This is a genomic window from Saccharopolyspora sp. 6M, from assembly GCF_020176775.1.
Taxonomy (GTDB): domain Bacteria; phylum Actinomycetota; class Actinomycetes; order Mycobacteriales; family Pseudonocardiaceae; genus Saccharopolyspora_C; species Saccharopolyspora_C gregorii.
On record NZ_JAIUJZ010000098.1, the window covers coordinates 14,501 to 30,431 of the forward strand.

At 74.3% G+C, this 15,931-nt stretch carries 14 protein-coding genes and 1 pseudogene; 11 read left to right on the forward strand and 4 right to left on the reverse strand.

From position 1 onward, the window contains the following. Positions 1-123 precede the first annotated feature (123 nt). A pseudogene (locus LCD31_RS15090) lies at positions 124-669 on the forward strand (MBL fold metallo-hydrolase); the annotation flags it as partial. Between the two features lie 29 nt (positions 670-698). Here LCD31_RS15090 and kstR read toward each other — a convergent pair. Continuing rightward, positions 699-1,319 carry a cholesterol catabolism transcriptional regulator KstR gene (gene kstR, locus LCD31_RS15095; RefSeq protein ID WP_374201658.1) on the reverse strand — a complete coding sequence of 207 codons (621 nt, stop codon included), beginning with the start codon at positions 1,317-1,319 and terminating at the stop codon, positions 699-701. Positions 1,320-1,474: 155 nt separating this feature from the next. Between kstR and LCD31_RS15100 the strand changes: the two genes are divergently transcribed. Both LCD31_RS15100 and LCD31_RS15105 read left to right on the forward strand, forming a co-directional pair. Beyond that, entirely contained in the window at positions 1,475-3,301 is a 1,827-nt protein-coding gene (locus LCD31_RS15100) for a glycosyltransferase (RefSeq protein ID WP_224958859.1), read from the forward strand. Next, entirely contained in the window at positions 3,294-4,385 is a 1,092-nt protein-coding gene (locus tag LCD31_RS15105; RefSeq protein WP_224958861.1) for a prenyltransferase, read from the forward strand. Before LCD31_RS15100 ends, LCD31_RS15105 begins: the two co-directional genes overlap by 8 nt. Positions 4,386-4,443: 58 nt before the next feature. Here the strand turns inward: LCD31_RS15105 and LCD31_RS15110 are convergent, their stop codons facing one another. Continuing rightward, complete coding sequence (locus LCD31_RS15110) at positions 4,444-5,115, reverse strand: class I SAM-dependent methyltransferase (protein WP_224958862.1); 672 nt, start codon at positions 5,113-5,115, stop codon at positions 4,444-4,446. Positions 5,116-5,214: 99 nt separating this feature from the next. Here LCD31_RS15110 and LCD31_RS15115 point away from each other — a divergent pair, with 99 nt between their 5' ends. The 6 genes from LCD31_RS15115 (at position 5,215) to LCD31_RS15140 (ending at position 12,388) form a co-directional block, all read left to right on the forward strand. Continuing rightward, positions 5,215-7,389 carry an acyl-CoA dehydrogenase gene (locus tag LCD31_RS15115; protein ID WP_224958863.1) on the forward strand — a complete coding sequence of 725 codons (2,175 nt, stop codon included), beginning with the start codon at positions 5,215-5,217 and terminating at the stop codon, positions 7,387-7,389. 83 nt (positions 7,390-7,472) lie between these two features. After that, positions 7,473-8,561 carry an acyl-CoA dehydrogenase family protein gene (locus LCD31_RS15120; RefSeq protein WP_224958864.1) on the forward strand — a complete coding sequence of 363 codons (1,089 nt, stop codon included), beginning with the start codon at positions 7,473-7,475 and terminating at the stop codon, positions 8,559-8,561. 9 nt (positions 8,562-8,570) lie between these two features. Next, entirely contained in the window at positions 8,571-9,734 is a 1,164-nt protein-coding gene (locus LCD31_RS15125; RefSeq protein WP_224958865.1) for an acyl-CoA dehydrogenase family protein, read from the forward strand. A gap of 91 nt (positions 9,735-9,825) precedes the next feature. Beyond that, a complete protein-coding gene (locus tag LCD31_RS15130) occupies positions 9,826-10,794 on the forward strand; it encodes a bifunctional MaoC family dehydratase N-terminal/OB-fold nucleic acid binding domain-containing protein (RefSeq protein ID WP_224958866.1) in 969 nt (322 codons plus the stop codon). Continuing rightward, positions 10,791-11,222, forward strand: a complete 432-nt coding sequence (locus LCD31_RS15135; RefSeq protein ID WP_224958868.1) for a MaoC/PaaZ C-terminal domain-containing protein — start codon at positions 10,791-10,793, stop codon at positions 11,220-11,222. The genes LCD31_RS15130 and LCD31_RS15135 overlap by 4 nt, the downstream gene beginning before the upstream one ends. Beyond that, a complete protein-coding gene (locus LCD31_RS15140; protein WP_224958870.1) occupies positions 11,219-12,388 on the forward strand; it encodes a lipid-transfer protein in 1,170 nt (389 codons plus the stop codon). The genes LCD31_RS15135 and LCD31_RS15140 overlap by 4 nt, the downstream gene beginning before the upstream one ends. Before the next feature lie 84 nt (positions 12,389-12,472). Here LCD31_RS15140 and LCD31_RS15145 read toward each other — a convergent pair whose 3' ends face one another. Both LCD31_RS15145 and LCD31_RS15150 read right to left on the reverse strand, forming a co-directional pair. Then, positions 12,473-13,129, reverse strand: a complete 657-nt coding sequence (locus tag LCD31_RS15145) for a 4'-phosphopantetheinyl transferase superfamily protein (protein ID WP_224958871.1) — start codon at positions 13,127-13,129, stop codon at positions 12,473-12,475. Beyond that, positions 13,126-13,965 (reverse strand): metallophosphoesterase, encoded by an 840-nt coding sequence (locus LCD31_RS15150; RefSeq protein ID WP_224958872.1) that lies wholly within the window; start codon positions 13,963-13,965, stop codon positions 13,126-13,128. The genes LCD31_RS15145 and LCD31_RS15150 overlap by 4 nt, the downstream gene beginning before the upstream one ends. Before the next feature lie 419 nt (positions 13,966-14,384). Between LCD31_RS15150 and LCD31_RS15155 the strand changes: the two genes are divergently transcribed. Further along, on the forward strand, positions 14,385-15,248 hold the full coding sequence (locus LCD31_RS15155; RefSeq protein WP_224958873.1) for an ABC transporter permease: 864 nt from the start codon (positions 14,385-14,387) through the stop codon (positions 15,246-15,248). Positions 15,249-15,301: 53 nt separating this feature from the next. Then, on the forward strand, positions 15,302-15,931 hold a 630-nt coding region (locus LCD31_RS15160), incomplete at its 3' end, for an ABC transporter ATP-binding protein (RefSeq protein ID WP_374201659.1).

Consider the following 15,931-nt stretch of genomic DNA (forward strand, 5'->3'; position numbering starts at 1 on the left):
CCGGCCCCGGGGCACGGCCCGCGGGCAACGCGGCACCGCGCGGGGCCCCCCGCGCGCGCCGCTTGGGGGCGCCCCGCGCGGGGGGGGGGGGGCGGCGGGCCGGAGCAGGACTACGAGCAGCCCGACGAGTGGCTCGACGACGGTGCCGAGGTCCGGGTCGGTTCCCGGACGCTGCGCGTGCTGGAGACCCCTGGCCACACCCGCGGGCACGTCGTGTTCGTCGACGCGGCGAACGGGTTGCTGTTCGCCGGGGACCACGTGCTGCCGCACATCACGCCGTCCATCGGGCTGGAGGCCGCCCGCACCCCGCTGCCGCTCGGTGACTACCTGAGCTCGCTGCGGCTGGTCGGCGAGCTGCCGGACCTGCGGCTGCTGCCCGCGCACGGACCGGTCACCGGCAGCGCGCACGCCAGGGTCGCCGAACTCCTCGACCACCACGAGCGGCGCCTCGACCAGACCGCGGCCGCCGTGCTCGCGGGCGCGGCGACCGGCTTCGAGGTCGCGGGCGTGCTCGGCTGGACCCGCCGGGAGCGGGCCTTCGCCGACCTGGACGAGTTCAACCGGATCCTGGCCGTCGGCGAGACCCTGGCGCACCTGGACGTGCTGGTGGAGCGCGGCCGCCTGCGCCGGTCCACATCGGACGGTGTCGACCGCTACCGGCAGGCCTGATGGGACGGCGGCACAGCGCGCGCCGGGTTTCAGCGCAGCAGCAGGCGAACCGTGAGCTCCAGCCGGTTCGCCACGTCGGTCGCCGAGGCGCGGCGGGTCACCCAGGCGACCAGGTTGGACAGCCACACGTCCGCGATCACGCGGGCGATCGCGCGCTGCTCGTCGGTCGGCTCCTCGTCGCCGGTGGTCATCGCCCCGCTGAACAGCGCCTCGGTCAGCGCGCCGACCGCGTCGACCTCGTTGGCCGCCGAGGTGTCGGCGAACATGAACGCCCGCGTCATCGCCTCGGTCAACTGCGGGTTGCGCTGCATGTTGCGGGTCGTGCGGGACAGCACGTGCAGCACCCGGTCGTACGGGGTGTCGCCGGGGATCTTGCTGCGGTCCAGCCGGTCCAGCGACCGCTCGAACTCGCGGGCCAGGCCGGTCACCAACAGGTGGATCTTGGACGGGAAGTACCGGTAGAGCGTTCCCAGCGCCACGTCGGCCTTCTCGGCCACCGCGCGCATCTGCACGGCCTCGTAACCGCCCTTGCCCGCGAGGGCGATGGTGGCGTCGATGATCCGCTTGCGACGCGCGTTCTGCGCCGCCGAGCCGCCCTGGTCGTCGGCCAGCAGGCTGGCCGCGCTGCTCGCGGCACCGCGTCGCGGCATGGCGTTCATGAGGTCGGTCCTCTCGTGCGTCGGTCTCGCTGCGCCGCCCGCGGGGGCGGCGTCCCTCCCGGCGGGGCTGCGCCGGCCGCATGCCTGGATGAGAACATGTTCCACTCTACCCGTTGCGTGCCGCGGCGGCCCTGCGAGGTGAATTCGTGCGAGTAGCGCTGCTGTCGTACCGGAGCAAGCCGCACTGCGGCGGGCAAGGCGTCTACGTCCGGAACCTGAGCCGCGAACTGGTCGGGCTCGGCCACCGCGTCGAGGTGTTCTCCGGCCCGCCGTACCCGGACCTGGATCCGGGCGTGGAGCTGACCCGGGTGCCGAGCCTGGACCTCTACCGGGAACCCGACCCGTTCCGCACCCCGCACTGGCGGGAGCTGCGCGATCTCACCGACGTGCTGGAGGTCGCGACCATGTGGTCGGCCGGCTTCCCGGAACCGCTCACCTTCAGCCTGCGCGCGGCGAAGCTGCTGCGGGCGCGGGCCGGCGAGTTCGACGTGGTGCACGACAACCAATGCCTCGGCTACGGGCTGCTGGGGCTGCGCCGCGCCGGGCTGCCGCTGGTGGCGACCGTGCACCACCCGATCACCCACGACCGCAGGCTGGAGCTGGCCGCCGCCGAGGGCTGGCGGCGGTTCGGGGTGCGCCGCTGGTACGGGTTCCTGCGGATGCAGGGCCGGGTGGCGCGGCGGATCCCCGAACTGCTCACCGTCTCGGAATCCTCGGCCCGCGACATCGTCGAGGACTTCGGCGTGGACCCGGGACGGCTGCGGGTGGTGCCGCTCGGCGTGGACCACGAGGTGTTCCGGCCGCCGGAGCGCCCGCGGGTGCCCGGCCGGATCGTCGCGATGGCCAGCGCGGACACCCCGCTCAAGGGCGTCGGCACGCTGCTGGAGGCGGTGGCGAAGCTGCGCACCGAGCGCGAGGTGGAACTCGTTCTCGTCGCCTCGCCGACCCCGGGCGGGCCGACCGAACGGCTCATCGACGAGCTGGACATCTCCGGCGCGGTCCGCACCGTCAGCGGCATCAGCGACGAGGAGCTCGCCGAGCTGGTCGGCTCCGCCGAGATCGCCTGCGTGCCGTCGCTCTACGAGGGCTTCTCGCTGCCCACGGTCGAGGCGATGTCCTGCGGCACCCCGCTGGTCGCCAGCCGCGCGGGCGCGATCCCGGAGGTCGCCGGACCGGACGGGGAGTGCGCCGACCTGGTGCCGCCCGGGGACGCCGAAGCGCTCGCCGGGGCGCTCGGCGCGCTGCTGGACGACCCGGAGCGCAGGCGGCGGATGGGCGAGAACGGCAGGCAGCGGGTGCTGGACCTCGGGTGCGGTGCCGGACGGCACTCCTTCGAGTACCTGCGGCGCGGCGCGAACGTGGTGGCCTTCGACCAGGACACCGAGGCGCTGGCCGAGGTGGAGACGATGTTCGGCGCGATGGCCGCCGCCGGTGAGGTGCCGGAAGGGGCGTCGGCGACGACGGTCAGCGGGGACGCGCTCGGCCTGCCGTTCCCGGACGACCACTTCGACCAGGTCATCGCCTCCGAGATCATGGAGCACATCCCGGAGGACGAGAAGGCCATGCGCGAACTGGTGCGCGTGGTGCGGCCCGGCGGCCGCGTCGTGGTGACGGTCCCGCGGCAGTGGCCGGAGCGGATCTGCTGGGCGCTGTCCGACGAGTACCACCAGGTCGAGGGCGGGCACGTGCGCATCTACCGGCGCGAGCAGCTGATCGGCCGGTTGCGGGAGGCGGGGTTGCGCGAGGTGCACCACCACCACGCGCACGCGCTGCACTCGCCGTACTGGTGGCTCAAGTGCGCGGTGGGCGTGGACGACGGGGACCACCCGCTGCCGAAGCTGTACCACAAGCTGCTGGTGTGGGACCTGATGAAGAAGCCGTGGCTGACCCGGACCGTCGAGTCCGCGCTGAACCCGGTGCTCGGCAAGAGCCTCGCGGTGTACCTGTACAAACCGGGAGTCGCGAGTGCCTGACCTGCCGGCCGTCGACGGGGTGGTCTCCGCGCCGCAGGTGCTGGCGACCGCGCGGTCCATCGCCGCGGTGCAGCTGCGTTCCGGCGCGGTGCCGTGGTTCCCCGGCGGGCACGTGGACCCGTGGGACCACGTCGAGTCGGCGATGGCCCTGTCGGCGGCCGGCCTGGTCACCGAGGCCGAACGGGCCTACGAGTGGCTGCGCGCGACGCAGCGCTCGGACGGGTCCTGGCCGCTGCAGGTGCGGGACGGCGCGGTGGAGGACGCCGCGTCGGACAGCAACTTCTGCGCCTACCCGGCGGTCGGCGTCTGGCACCACGTCACGACCACCGGTGACGAGGGGTTCGCCGAGCGGATGTGGCCGGTGGTGCGGCGGGCGATCGACTTCGTGCTGGGCCTGCAGCAGGTCCGCGGCGAGGTCGCCTGGGCGCGGGGCACCGGCGGCGAGGTCGCGGGGGAGGCGCTGCTGGCGGGCAGCGCCAGCATCCACCACAGCCTGGTGTGCGCGCTGGCGCTGGCCGAGCGCCTCGGCGTCGCGCAGCCGGACTGGGAGGTGGCGCTGGAGCGGCTGGCGCACGCGCTGCGCCACCACCCGGAGGCGTTCGCGGCGAAGGACCGCTACGCGATGGACTGGTACTACCCGGTCCTGGGCGGACCGCTGCGCGATGCCACCGGCCACGACCGGATCATGCGGCGCTGGTCGGACTTCTTCGTCGACGGGCTCGGCGTGCGGTGCGTGGACGACAACCCCTGGGTGACGGGCGCGGAGACCTGCGAGCTGGTGCTGAGCCTGGAGCTGCTGGGGCGGCGGGAGCTGGCGGTGCAGGCGCTGGCCTCGATGCAGCACCTGCGCGAGGAGGACGGTTCGTACTGGACCGGCCTGGTCTACTCCGACCGCAAGCGGTGGCCGGTGGAGCGCACCACGTGGACGGGGGCGGCGGTGGTGCTGGCCGCGGACGCGCTGTGCCGCGCGACGCCGGGCGCCGCGATCTTCCACACCGCCCGGCCCGGCCCGCCGACCGGCGCCCGCCCGGTGGACGACGCCTGCGGCTGCCCCGCGCGGCTCTCGGAGCTCGTCACCGACTGATCGGGCCCGGCAGCCCACCTGCCCGTTCTCGCCGGGCCGGTGGGCCGCTCGTCCGGAGTCAGAGGGTGCCGGGTTCGCCCGCGGTGCGTTCCAGCACGCGCAGCGAGCCGACCTGGCGGACCTCCCGGAAGTTCCCGCCGTCGAGGGCGCGGCGGTAGATCCGGTACGGCGCCTGCCCGCCGTCGGCCGGGTCGGGGAACACGTCGTGGATGACCAGCGCCCCGCCGGGCGCGACCCACGGCGCCCAGCCCTCGAAGTCGGTGTTCGCCGCCTCGTCGGTGTGCCCGCCGTCGATGAACACCAGGTTCAGCGGGCTGCGCCAGAACGAGGACGTGGTGCGGGAGCTGCCGACGATCGCCACCACTTCGTCCTCCAGCCCGGCGTCGGCGATCGTGCGGCGGAACACGCCGAGCGTGTCGAGCTTGCCGACCTGCGGGTCCACCAGCTGCGGGTCGTGGTACTCCCAGCCGGGCTGGTGCTCCTCGGAACCGCGGTGGTGGTCGACGGTGACGATGCGGCCGCCGGTGGCGCGGGCCGCCGCGCCCAGGTAGATCGTCGACTTCCCGCAGTAGGACCCGACCTCGACGGCCAGCCCGGTGCCGAGGAAGTCGAGGGCGGCGCGGTGCAGCGCGAGCCCTTCGTCGGCGGGCATGAAGCCGATCGCCCGCTCGGCCTTGGCCGCGAGTTCGGGCGGCAGGCTGGGGGTTCCGGTCGTCGCGGTCGGTGTCACGTGAGTCCTTTCGGGTCCGGCTGTCCCGCCGAGCCTACGCAGGAACACCCCGAATCAGGTAGAACGTGTTCTACCTAGTCTCCGGCGTGGGAGGGCGCGATGCCGATCGCGAGCACCGAACTGCAGCGCGACGTGCGGGAGTCGATCCGGGCGTGGGCCGACCGGCTCGACGGCACCGGCGAGGTGCGGGCCCGCGAAGAACCCGGAACCCGGTGGGAACCGGGCCGCGGCTGGGCGGAGTTGGCCGAGCTGGGCGTGTTCGCCATCGCGGTGCCGGAGCGCAACGGTGGCGCGGGCGGCGGGATGGCCGATCTGGCGGCGGCGCTGGAACCGGTGGCCGAGGCGCTGCCGCCCGGGCCGATCGCCTCGACCTGCGCGGCCGGCGTGCTGCTCGGCCGTGGTGGAGATCTCCCCGCCGTGCTGCCGGAACTGGCCGCGGGTGCGCTCCCGGTCGCGGTCGCGGCCGGCCCCGGAGGACTGGTCGCCGAAGCGGGCCCGCGCGGCGGGCTGCTCGTGTCCGGCGTGGTCGATCCGGTGCCGTCCGCGCCGGACGCCGCCAGCCTGCTGCTCGCCGCGCGCGGCCCGGACGGGCGGGACGCGTGGTTCCTGCTCGACGCGGCCCGCGCCCGGATCGAACCGCGCCGCGCGCTGGACTTCTCCCGCTCGCTGGGCCGGATCGAGCTCTCCGGCGTCGAGGTCGGCGCGGAGTCGCTGCTGCCCGGGATGGGCACTGCGGAGGTGCGCGACGTGCTGGTGACCCTCGCGGCGGCCGAGGCCTCCGGGGTCGCCGGGTGGTGCCTGCGCACGGCGGTGGCGCACGCCCGCACCCGCGAGCAGTTCGGCCGGGTGATCGGGAGCTTCCAGGCCGTCAAGCACCTGTGCGCCGAGATGCTGTGCCGCGCCGAGCAGGTCGCCGCGCTGGCCTGGGACGCGGCCCGCGCGCTGGACGAGGACCCCGGCCAGCACCCGCTCGCGGCCGCGGCGGCCGGGGCGATCGCGCTGGACGCGGCGGTGGACACCGCGAAGGACTGCGTGCAGGTGCTCGGCGGCATCGGCTTCACCTGGGAGCACGACGCGCACCTGCACCTGCGGCGCGCGGTGGCCCTGCGGCAGTGGCTCGGCGGGGGAGGGGCGTGGCGGCGGCGCACCGCCGAGCTCGCCCTGGGTGGTGCCCGCCGCGGGCTCGGCGCGGGCGGCGAGCTGCCCGCGGCGGTGCGGGAGCGGCGGGCGGAAGTGCGCGCCACCGCCCGGGAACTGGCGCGGACTCCGGCCGGTGAGCAGCGGGCGCGGCTGGTCGACACCGGTTACCTCGCGCCGCACTGGCCGCGCCCGCACGGCCTCGACGCGGGCCCCGGCCTGCAGCTGCTGATCGACGAGGAGCTGCGCGCCGCCGGGGTGGTCCGCCCGGACCTGGTGATCGGCGGCTGGGCGGTGCCGACGCTGCTCGGGCACGGCACGGCCGAGCAGTGCGCGCGGTTCGTGCGGCCCACCGCGCTCGGCGAGATCACCTGGTGCCAGCTGTTCAGCGAGCCCGGGGCGGGCTCCGACCTGGCCGGGCTGCGCACCCGTGCCGAACGGGTGCCCGGCGGGTGGCGGCTGCACGGGCAGAAGGTGTGGACGTCGATGGCCCGCGAGGCGCACTGGGCGATCTGCCTGGCCCGCACCGACCCGGACGTGCCGAAGCACCGCGGCATCACCTACTTCCTGGTGGACATGGCGGCCGAGGGCATCGACGTGCGCCCGCTGCGGGAGATCACCGGCGAGTCGGTGTTCAACGAGGTGTTCCTGGACGGCGTGTTCGTGCCCGACGAGCAGGTGGTGGGCGAACCGGGTCAGGGCTGGCGGCTGGCGCGCACCACGCTGTCCGGCGAGCGGGTCGCGATGGGCGGTGGTTCGGCGCTGGGCGCGGAGGTGGAAGCGCTGCTGGCGGTGGCGCGGGAGGCGGACGATCCCGGGCTGGACCGGGTGGGCGCGCGGGTGGCGGAGGGCCTGTCGGTGTCGCTGCTGCGTTCGCGGGCGACGCTGCTGAGCCTGGAAGGCCGCGATCCGGGCGCGCAGGCGAGCGTGGAGAAGCTGGTCGGGGTGCGCCACCGCCAGCAGGTCGCGGAGACGGCGTTGGAACTGCTCGGAGCGGAGGGCGCGGCGGCCGACGGTGCGGCGGCGGGACCGGCGCGGGAGTTCCTGCTCAGCCGGTGCCTGAGCATCGCAGGCGGCACCACGCAGGTGCTGCGCACGGTCGCGGCCGAGCGGATCCTGGGCCTGCCGCGGGGCTGAACCCTTGCGCCGGGACCGCCCGTGCGGCTAGAACTAGAACAAGTTCCATTCATGATCCGGGCTGGGCGACGCGGGGAGCCGATGTGGATTTCGCGCTCGACGACACGCATCAACCGTTGCGGGAGCTGGCGAACGACGTCCTCGTCCGCGAACGCGATCGGAGCCGGAACGCGCCGGACGGCGACGGATCCGGAACGGGTTCTCGCACCTGGAAGGCGCTGGCCGCCGCCGGACTGCTCTCGCTGGCCGTCCCGGAACGCCTCGGCGGCGCCGGGCTCGGCCCGCTGGCCACCGCCGTGCTGCTCGCCGAGATCGGCAGGCACGCGGCCCCCGTCCCGGCGCTGGCGACCACGGCGTTCGGCGTGCTGCCGGTGGCCCGGCACGGTACCCCCGCCCAGCAGGACCGGCTGCTCGGCGAGGTCGGATCCGGGCAGGTGCTCACCGCCGCGCTCGGCGAACCCTCCGCGCCGCTGACCCCCGCACCCCGCACCTCGGCCCGGCCGGACGGCGCCGAGCTGGTCGTCACCGGCACCAAGACCGACGTGCCCGCGGCCGCCGCGGCCCGCGAGATCCTGGTCCCGGTCACCGTCGAAGGCGGTGGGACCGCCGTCGCGCTGCTGCGGCCCGACGCGCCCGGCGTCGAGCTGGAACCCACCTCGACCTCCGGCGGCACCGCGTGGACCGCGCGCTTCGCGCAGGCGCGCGGCGAACGGCTCGGCGGCGCGGACGCGCTGCCCGACCTGCTGCGGTGCGCCCGCGCCGGGATCTGCGCGCTCGGCGACGGCGCCCTCGCGGGCGCGCTCGCGCTCACCACCGAGCACGTGCGCACCCGCACCCAGTTCGGCAGGCCGCTCGCGGCGTTCCAAGCCGTCGCCGGGCAGATCGCCGACGTGCACATCGCCGCCCGCACCCTGCACCTCGCGGTGCTCGCGGCCTGCTGGCGGCTCGACGAGCGGCGCCCCGCCGAGGAGGACCTGGCGGTCGCCGCGCTGTGGCTCACCGAGCAGGCCCCGGCCGCGCTGCACACCTGCCACCACCTGCACGGCGGGATCGGGCTCGACGTCACCTACCCGTTGCACCGGCACCACTCGCTGGTGAAGGACCTGACCAGGCTGCTGGGCGGCCCCGGGAGCGCGGTGGACGCGCGCGCCGACCGGCTCGCGCGGCGGTGAGGAGCACCCGTGTTCATCGACTGCACCGAGCAGCAGCAGGCGCTGCGCGCCGAACTGCGCGAGTACTTCGGCGGACTGCTCAGCGAGGAGGAGCGGGCCGAACTCGGCACCGAGCGGCACGGCGCGGTGTACCGCGAAGTCGTGCGGCGGATGGGCCGCGACGGGTGGCTCGGCGTCGGCTGGCCCGTGGAGTACGGCGGCCGCGGGTTCGGCCCGGTGGCCCAGCACATCTTCGCCAGCGAGGCGGCGCGCGCCGACGTGCAGCTGCCCTCGGTGACGCTGCAGACGGTGGGCCCGACGCTGCTGGCGCACGGCACGCCCGAGCAGAAGGCCCACTTCCTGCCCAAGATCCTCGCCGGGGAGCTGCACTTCGCCATCGGCTACACCGAACCGGAGGCGGGCACCGACCTGGCCGCGCTGCGCACCCGCGCCGTGCGCGACGGCGACCACTACGTGGTGGACGGCCAGAAGATCTTCACCACCGGTGCGCACGACGCCGACCACATCTGGCTGGCCTGCCGCACCGACCCGGACGCGCCGAAGCACCGGGGGATCTCGATCCTCATCGTGGACACCACCGACCCCGGCTACTCGTGGACGCCGATCATCACCTGCGACGGGGCGCACCACGTCAACGCCACCTACTTCACCGGGGTGCGGGTGCCGGTGTCGCGGCTCGTGGGGGAGCAGGACCGCGGCTGGCAGCTGATCACCACCCAGCTCAACCACGAGCGGGTCATGCTCGGGCCCGCTGGGCGCATCGACGGGATGGCCGCGCGCGTCCGGGATTGGGCCGCCGCGCGCCGCGACCCGGACGGCACCCCGCTGGTGGAGCTGCCGGACGTGCGGCGCGCGCTGGCGCTCGCGCACGCCTGCACCCGGGTGAACGAGCTGCTGAACTGGCAGGTCGCCGCGGGCGGGCCGGTGGCGGCGGCGGACGCCTCGACGACGAAGGTGCTCACCTCCGAGCGCATCCAATCCCTGGGCCGGCTGTTCGAGGAGGTGGTGGCCCGGCACGGCGACGCCGCCGACCCCGGCACCGGGCGGCTGCTGGACTGGCTGGACGTGCAGGGCAAGCGGAACTTGGTGCTCACCTTCGGCGGCGGTGTCAACGAGGTCCAGCGGGAGCTGATCGCCACGGCCGGTCTCGGATTGCCCAGGGTCCCGCGGTGAGCGGCACGAGCCCGCCGCGACCGGTGCTGACCGGCTTCGCCGTGGCGGGGCGCGGGGATCGGGGACGGGCGCTGGAGCGGAGGGAGCGGTGATGGGCGTGCAGGTGGAGCGGGACGCCGATGCGGAGATCCGGGCGGTGGCCGAGCGGATCCGGGCGGCGGGGGAGTCGGGGCCGCGGCTCGCGCGGGACCCGGTGAACCAACCGATGATCAACAACTGGGTGGAGGCGCTGGGCGACGAGAACCCCGTCTACACCGACGAATCCGCGGCCACCGCGTCCGTCCACGGTGGACTCGTCGCCCCGCCCGCGATGGCGCAGGTGTGGACGATGCCCGGGCTGCGCCCCGACTTCGACACCGACGATCCGCTGCACGCGATGATGACCGCGCTGGACGAGCGCGGTTTCACCTCGGTGGTCGCGACGAACAGCGAGCAGACCTACCACCGGTACCTGCGCCACGGCGAGCGGATCGGCGTCACCACCCGGCTCGAATCGGTGGTCGGCCCCAAGTGGACCGGCCTCGGCGACGGCTGGTTCGTCACCACCCGCAGCACCTGGTACTCCGGGGCGGAACCGGTCGCGGAGATGATGTTCCGGGTGCTGAAGTTCCGGCCGCCGCAGGGGGAACCGGCCGCTCCGGCGGCCGAACCGGAACCGGCGCCGGCGATCCTGCCCGCGATCAGCCGGGACACCGCGTACTTCTGGGCGGGCACCGCCGAGCGGGAGCTCCGGATCCAGCGCTGCGGCGGTTGCGGCCTGCTGCGCCACCCGCCCGGCCCGATGTGCCCGGAGTGCGGCGCCACCTCGCCGACGCACCTGGTCGCCGCCGGGCTCGGTGAGGTGTACAGCTACGTGGTGCACCACCACCCGCCGCTACCGGGCAAGACGCTGCCGCTGGTGATCGCGCTGGTGGAACTGGACGAAGGGGTGCGGATGCTCGGCGAGCTGCACGGCGTCGAACCGGACCGGGTCGAGATCGGCCTGCGGGTCCAGGTGGACTACCGGGCCGAAGGGGAGATCACCACGCCGTTCTGGCGGCCGGCCGGAGGTGCCGCATGACCACGTTGCCGCGCACGCGCACCGCCCCGGAGGTGCGGGTGGGGGAGTCGCTGCCGGAGGTGCGGATCGAGATGACGCCGACCTTCATCGTCAGCAGCGCGCTCGCCACCCGCGACTTCCAGGACGTGCACCACGACCGCGACCGGGCGCAGGCCGGGGGATCCGCGGACATCTTCGTCAACATCCTCACCAGCACCGGGCTCGCGCAGCGCTACGTCACCGACTGGGCGGGCCCGGAGGCGCTGGTGCGCGGCGTGTCGGTGCGGCTCGGCGCACCCTGCTACGCGCACGACACCTTGGCGCTGTTCGGGCAGGTGCTGTCCCGCGCGGACGACGGCGAGTTCGAGGTGGAGGTGCTGGGCCGCAACGGACTCGGCGAACACCTGCGCGGCACCGTCCGGGTCGCGCTGCCGGAGGGGGCATCATGAGCTTCGCGGGACGGACCGCCATCGCCGGGATCGGCGCCACCGAGTTCTCCAAGGACTCCGGCCGCAGCGAACTCCAGCTGGCCGCCGAGGCGGTCCGCGCCGCGGTCACCGACGCCGGGCTCGAACCGTCCGATGTGGATGGTCTGGTGACGTTCACGATGGACGAGAACACCGAGATCGCGGTGGCGCGCGAACTGGGCGTGCCGGAACTGCGGTTCTTCAGCCGGGTGCACTACGGCGGCGGTGCCGCCTGCGCCACCGTGCAGCAGGCCGCGCTCGCCGTCTCGGCCGGGATCGCGGACGTCGTGGTGTGCTACCGGGCGTTCAACGAGCGCTCCGGGCACCGGTTCGGCCAGGTGCAGGCCGCCGCGGCCGCCGCCCCCACCTCGTCCGGAGTGGACAACGGCTGGAGCTATCCCGTCGGACTCGGCACCCCGGCCGCGCAGGTCGCCATGTTCGCCCGCCGCTACCTGCACGAGTACGGCGCCACCAGCGAGGACTTCGGCCGGGTCGCGGTCGTCGACCGCGCGCACGCGGCCACCAACCCGAAGGCCTGGTTCCACGGGCGGCCCATCACCCTCGCCGAGCACCAGGAGTCCCGGTGGATCACCGAGCCGCTGCACCTGCTGGACTGCTGCCAGGAGAGCGACGGCGGCGTCGCCGTGGTCGTGGTCAGCGCCGAAAGGGCCCGGGACCTGCCGCACCCGCCCGCCGTGGTCGCCGCCGCCGCGCAGGGCAGCGGGCCGGACCAGTTCACCATGACCAGCTACTACCGCCAGGAGCTCGCGGCGCTCCCGGAGCTGGGACTGGTCGCTCGCCAGCTGTGGGGGCAGGCCGGGTTCGGGCCGCAGGACGTGCGGACGGCGGTGCTCTACGACCACTTCACGCCGTTCGTGCTGGTGCAGCTGGAAGAACTCGGCTTCTGCGGGCGCGGCGAGGCGCGGCACTTCATCGCCGACGGCGGTATCGGGCTGGACGGGCGGTTGCCGATCAACACCCACGGCGGTCAGCTCGGCGAGGCCTACGTGCACGGCATGAACGGCATCGCCGAGGCGGTCCGCCAGCTCCGCGGCACCGCCGCCAACCAGCTCACCGACGTCCCGAACGTCCTGGTCACCGCCGGAACCGGGGTCCCCACCAGCGGTCTCGTCCTCACCGCGGCCTGACCAGGGACGTGCCGTCGCGGGCGGGGATGCCCCGGTGGGGCGGGTGAGCACCGCGTCCCGGACCCGGCGGTGGTGCGCGCGGGATCAGCGCGGCAGGCGGGCGATGGCGGTGATGATGAGGCCGTCGTCGGCGAGCCAGCGCCCGGCGAACGACGTGAGCGGCTCGCCCTCCACCTCCGGCCCGGTCTTGAGCAGTCGCGCGGCGAACGTTCCGTCCCGGTCGAGGGTGAGGTCGGCGTCCTCGAACCCCAGCCACTCCCGCGCGATCGGGAACCACGCCTTGTACACGGATTCCTTGGCGCTGAACAGGATCCGGTCCCAGTGCACGGACGGGTCCGCAGTGGACAGCGCCTCGATCCGCGGCCGTTCGGCCGGCAGCGTCACCGCGTTGAGCACCCCGTCCGGCAGCGCGTCGTGCGGCTCGGCGTCGATGCCGACGGTGAGCACCGAGTCCCGCAGCCCGACGACGGCGGCCCGGTAGCCGGCGCAGTGCGTCATGCTGCCCACCACCCCGTCCGGCCAGCCGGGTGCGCCCCGCTCGCCGGGCAGCAGCGGTGCGGCGGGCACGCCGATCTTCGCGAGGGCGGCGCGGGCGCAGTGCCGCGCGGTGGTGAACTCGCGGCGCCGCTTGTCCACGGCGCGCGCGATGACCGCCGCCTCCTCGTCGAACAGCCAGGCGTCCGGCGGATCGGTGCGGGTCTCCTCCCAGGCGAGTTCGCCGGGCAGCAGGCGTTCGATCACGACGTCTCCTCCGGGAAGACCAGGCGCAGCGGATCGTCCGGCAGCCCGTGCCGCTTCCACTCGCGCGGGTAGCCCACCGACACCTCCTGGAACCGCACGCCGTCGTGCCAGGTGGTGCGCGGGATGTGCAGGTGCCCGTAGACGACCGCGGCCGCCCGGTGCCGCAAGTGCCAGTCGGCGGTGTGCACCGTGCCGCACCACTGCGCGAACTGCGGGTACCAGAGCACGTCGGTGGGTTCGCGCACCAGCGGGTAGTGGTTCACCAGCACCGTCGGCAGTTCCGGGTCGCACTCGGCGAGCCGGCGCTCGCTGTAGGACAGCCGGGCCCGGCACCAGTCGTCGCGGGTCGGGTGCGGATCGGGGTGCAGCAGGAACTCGTCGCTGCACACCACGCCCGACTCGTGCGCGACCGCCAGCGCCTCCTCCTTCGTGGAGGTCCCGGCGGGGCGGAACGTGTAGTCGTAGAGCACGAACAGCGGCGCGATCGTCACCGGCCCGCCGCGCCCGGTCCACACCGGGAACTCGTCCTCCGGCGTGACGACGCCGAGTTCGCGGCAGCGGCGCACCAGTTCCAGGTAGCGGGCTTCGCCGCGCAGCTGCAGCGGGTCCTGCTTCGGCGTCCACAGCTCGTGGTTGCCGGGAACCCAGATGACCTTCGCGAACCGCTCGGCGAGCATGCCCAGCGCCCAGGAGATGTCCTCGGACAGCTCGCCCACGTCGCCCGCGACGATCAGCCAGTCCTCGTCGGTGCGGGGCCGCAGCCCGCGCGCGATGTCCTTGTTCTCGGCCATCGCGACGTGCAGATCGCTGACGGCCAGCAGTTCGCCGGAGCTCATGATGCGGCGATCATATCCGAGCGGCGCGGTCCGCCCGCCCGTTCCGCGGGCCTTCTAGGGGTTCTCCTGCCCGTCCGATCGCCGGTGCGGGGGCTGCCCGGCGGAGTCCCACCATCCGAGAGGTCAATCCTGTCGTGCCGGGTTGGGTTTACAGCGGGCGCGGCGCGTGGCTACCGTGATCGCATGGCCCGGACGTCGACGCTCACCACGCGCGGATACGTGGATTTCGCCCGAGTGTCCTCCGCGCTCTGTAGCGCCTGAGCCCTTCCTCCCGCCCGGCCCCGGGCACCCTCCGCACCGCAGGCCGCTCCCGAACCGGAGCGCCCGGTACCGCGTCGACGCCGACGCGCCCTCGAACTCCGCCGCACCGCGCCGAACCCGGCCGGTGCCGCCTCCCCGCATGCCAGTGGAGCGTGACGATGACCTTGCCAGCGCCCGAGAGCGCCCGATCCGACACCGGCCCCGGCCCCGGCGCGATACCCGTCACGACGGTGCGCACCGACCGGGCCAAGGGGGAGCAGCGGCTGCCCCGCTGGCTGGTCAAGACCTTCAGCCCGATCGGGCTGATCGTGCTGTGGCAGGTGCTCAGCTCCACCGGTGTCCTCGACGACGACACGCTCGCCTCCCCGGGCACGGTCGCCGCCACCGCCTGGGAGATGTGGCAGGAGGGCCGGTTGCAGGACGCGGTGCTCGCCTCGGTGCAGCGCGTCGCGGTCGGCCTCGTCTTCGGCCTGGTCGCCGCCGTCGTGCTCGCGACCCTCTCCGGGCTGTTCCGGCGCGGGGAGGACATCGCCGACGCCCCGATGCAGATGCTGCGCACCGTGCCGGTGATCGGCCTCATCCCGCTGCTGATCATCTGGTTCGGGATCGGGGAGACGCCGAAGATCGTGCTCATCGCGCTCGCGGTGACCTTCCCGCTGTACATGAACATCTTCGGCGGCATCCGCAACGTGGACGCCGGGCTGGTCGAAGCGGCCAAGACCCTCGGGCTCGGCTGGTTCGCCCAGGTGCGGCACGTGATCCTGCCTGCGGCGATGCCGAACGCGCTGGTGGGGCTGCGGTTCTCGCTCGGCTCGGCGTGGCTGGCGCTGGTGTTCGGCGAGACGATCAACGCGACGGCCGGCATCGGCTACGAGATGAACATGGCCCGCGAGTTCTTCCAGACCGACGTGATCGTCGTGTGCCTGGTGCTCTACGCCCTGCTCGGCCTGGTGGCCGACTTCCTCGTCCGACTTCTCGAAAGGACCGTGCTGGCATGGCGACCGGCTTTCCGCGGAGCGTGACCGAATCCGCACCCGACACCGACCAGGTGACCCCCGAGCCCACCGGCGTCGCGGTGGCCCCCGCGCCCGCCGAGTCGGCGGCCTCCGTGCGCGGGCTCACCAAGAGCTTCGGCGACCGCACCGTGCTCGACGGCCTGGACCTGGACATCGAACCCGGCCAGTTCGTCGCCCTGCTCGGCCCCAGCGGCTGCGGCAAGAGCACCCTGCTGCGCATCCTCGCCGACCTCGACCACGAGATCAGCGGCGAAGTGCGGGTCGCCCAGCGGCGCGCCGTCGCCTTCCAGGCGCCGCGGCTGCTGCCGTGGAAGCGGGTGTGGCGCAACGTGGTCCTCGGCCTGCGTGGCAGGCCGGACCGGGCCAAGGCCGTGGCGGCGCTGGAGGAGGTGGGCCTCGGGCACCGGGTCGACGAGTGGCCGAAGGTGCTCTCCGGCGGCGAGGCGCAGCGCGCGTCGCTGGCCCGCGCCCTGGTGCGGGAACCGGACCTGCTGCTGCTCGACGAACCGTTCTCCGCGCTCGACGCGCTCACCCGGATCAAGGTGCAGGCGCTGGTGGGGGAGCTGTGGCAGCGGCACGGCTGCGCGATCCTGCTGGTCACCCACGACGTGGACGAGGCGCTGCTGGTCGCCGACCGGGTGCTGCTGCTCGACGGCGGCGGCATCGTGCACGACCAGCTCGTCGAGCAC

What these genes read in the sequence shown, in the direction of transcription:
- LCD31_RS15115 (WP_224958863.1), top strand. Translation starts at nt 5,215, where the DNA reads ATGCCGATCGCGAGCACCGAACTGCAGCGCGACGTGCGGGAGTCGATC.
- kstR (WP_374201658.1), bottom strand. Translation starts at nt 1,319, where the DNA reads ATGCCGCGACGCGGTGCCGCGAGCAGCGCGGCCAGCCTGCTGGCCGAC.
- LCD31_RS15150 (WP_224958872.1), bottom strand. Translation starts at nt 13,965, where the DNA reads ATGAGCTCCGGCGAACTGCTGGCCGTCAGCGATCTGCACGTCGCGATG.
- LCD31_RS15135 (WP_224958868.1), top strand. Translation starts at nt 10,791, where the DNA reads ATGACCACGTTGCCGCGCACGCGCACCGCCCCGGAGGTGCGGGTGGGG.
- LCD31_RS15140 (WP_224958870.1), top strand. Translation starts at nt 11,219, where the DNA reads ATGAGCTTCGCGGGACGGACCGCCATCGCCGGGATCGGCGCCACCGAG.
- LCD31_RS15155 (WP_224958873.1), top strand. Translation starts at nt 14,385, where the DNA reads ATGACCTTGCCAGCGCCCGAGAGCGCCCGATCCGACACCGGCCCCGGC.
- LCD31_RS15130 (WP_224958866.1), top strand. Translation starts at nt 9,826, where the DNA reads ATGGGCGTGCAGGTGGAGCGGGACGCCGATGCGGAGATCCGGGCGGTG.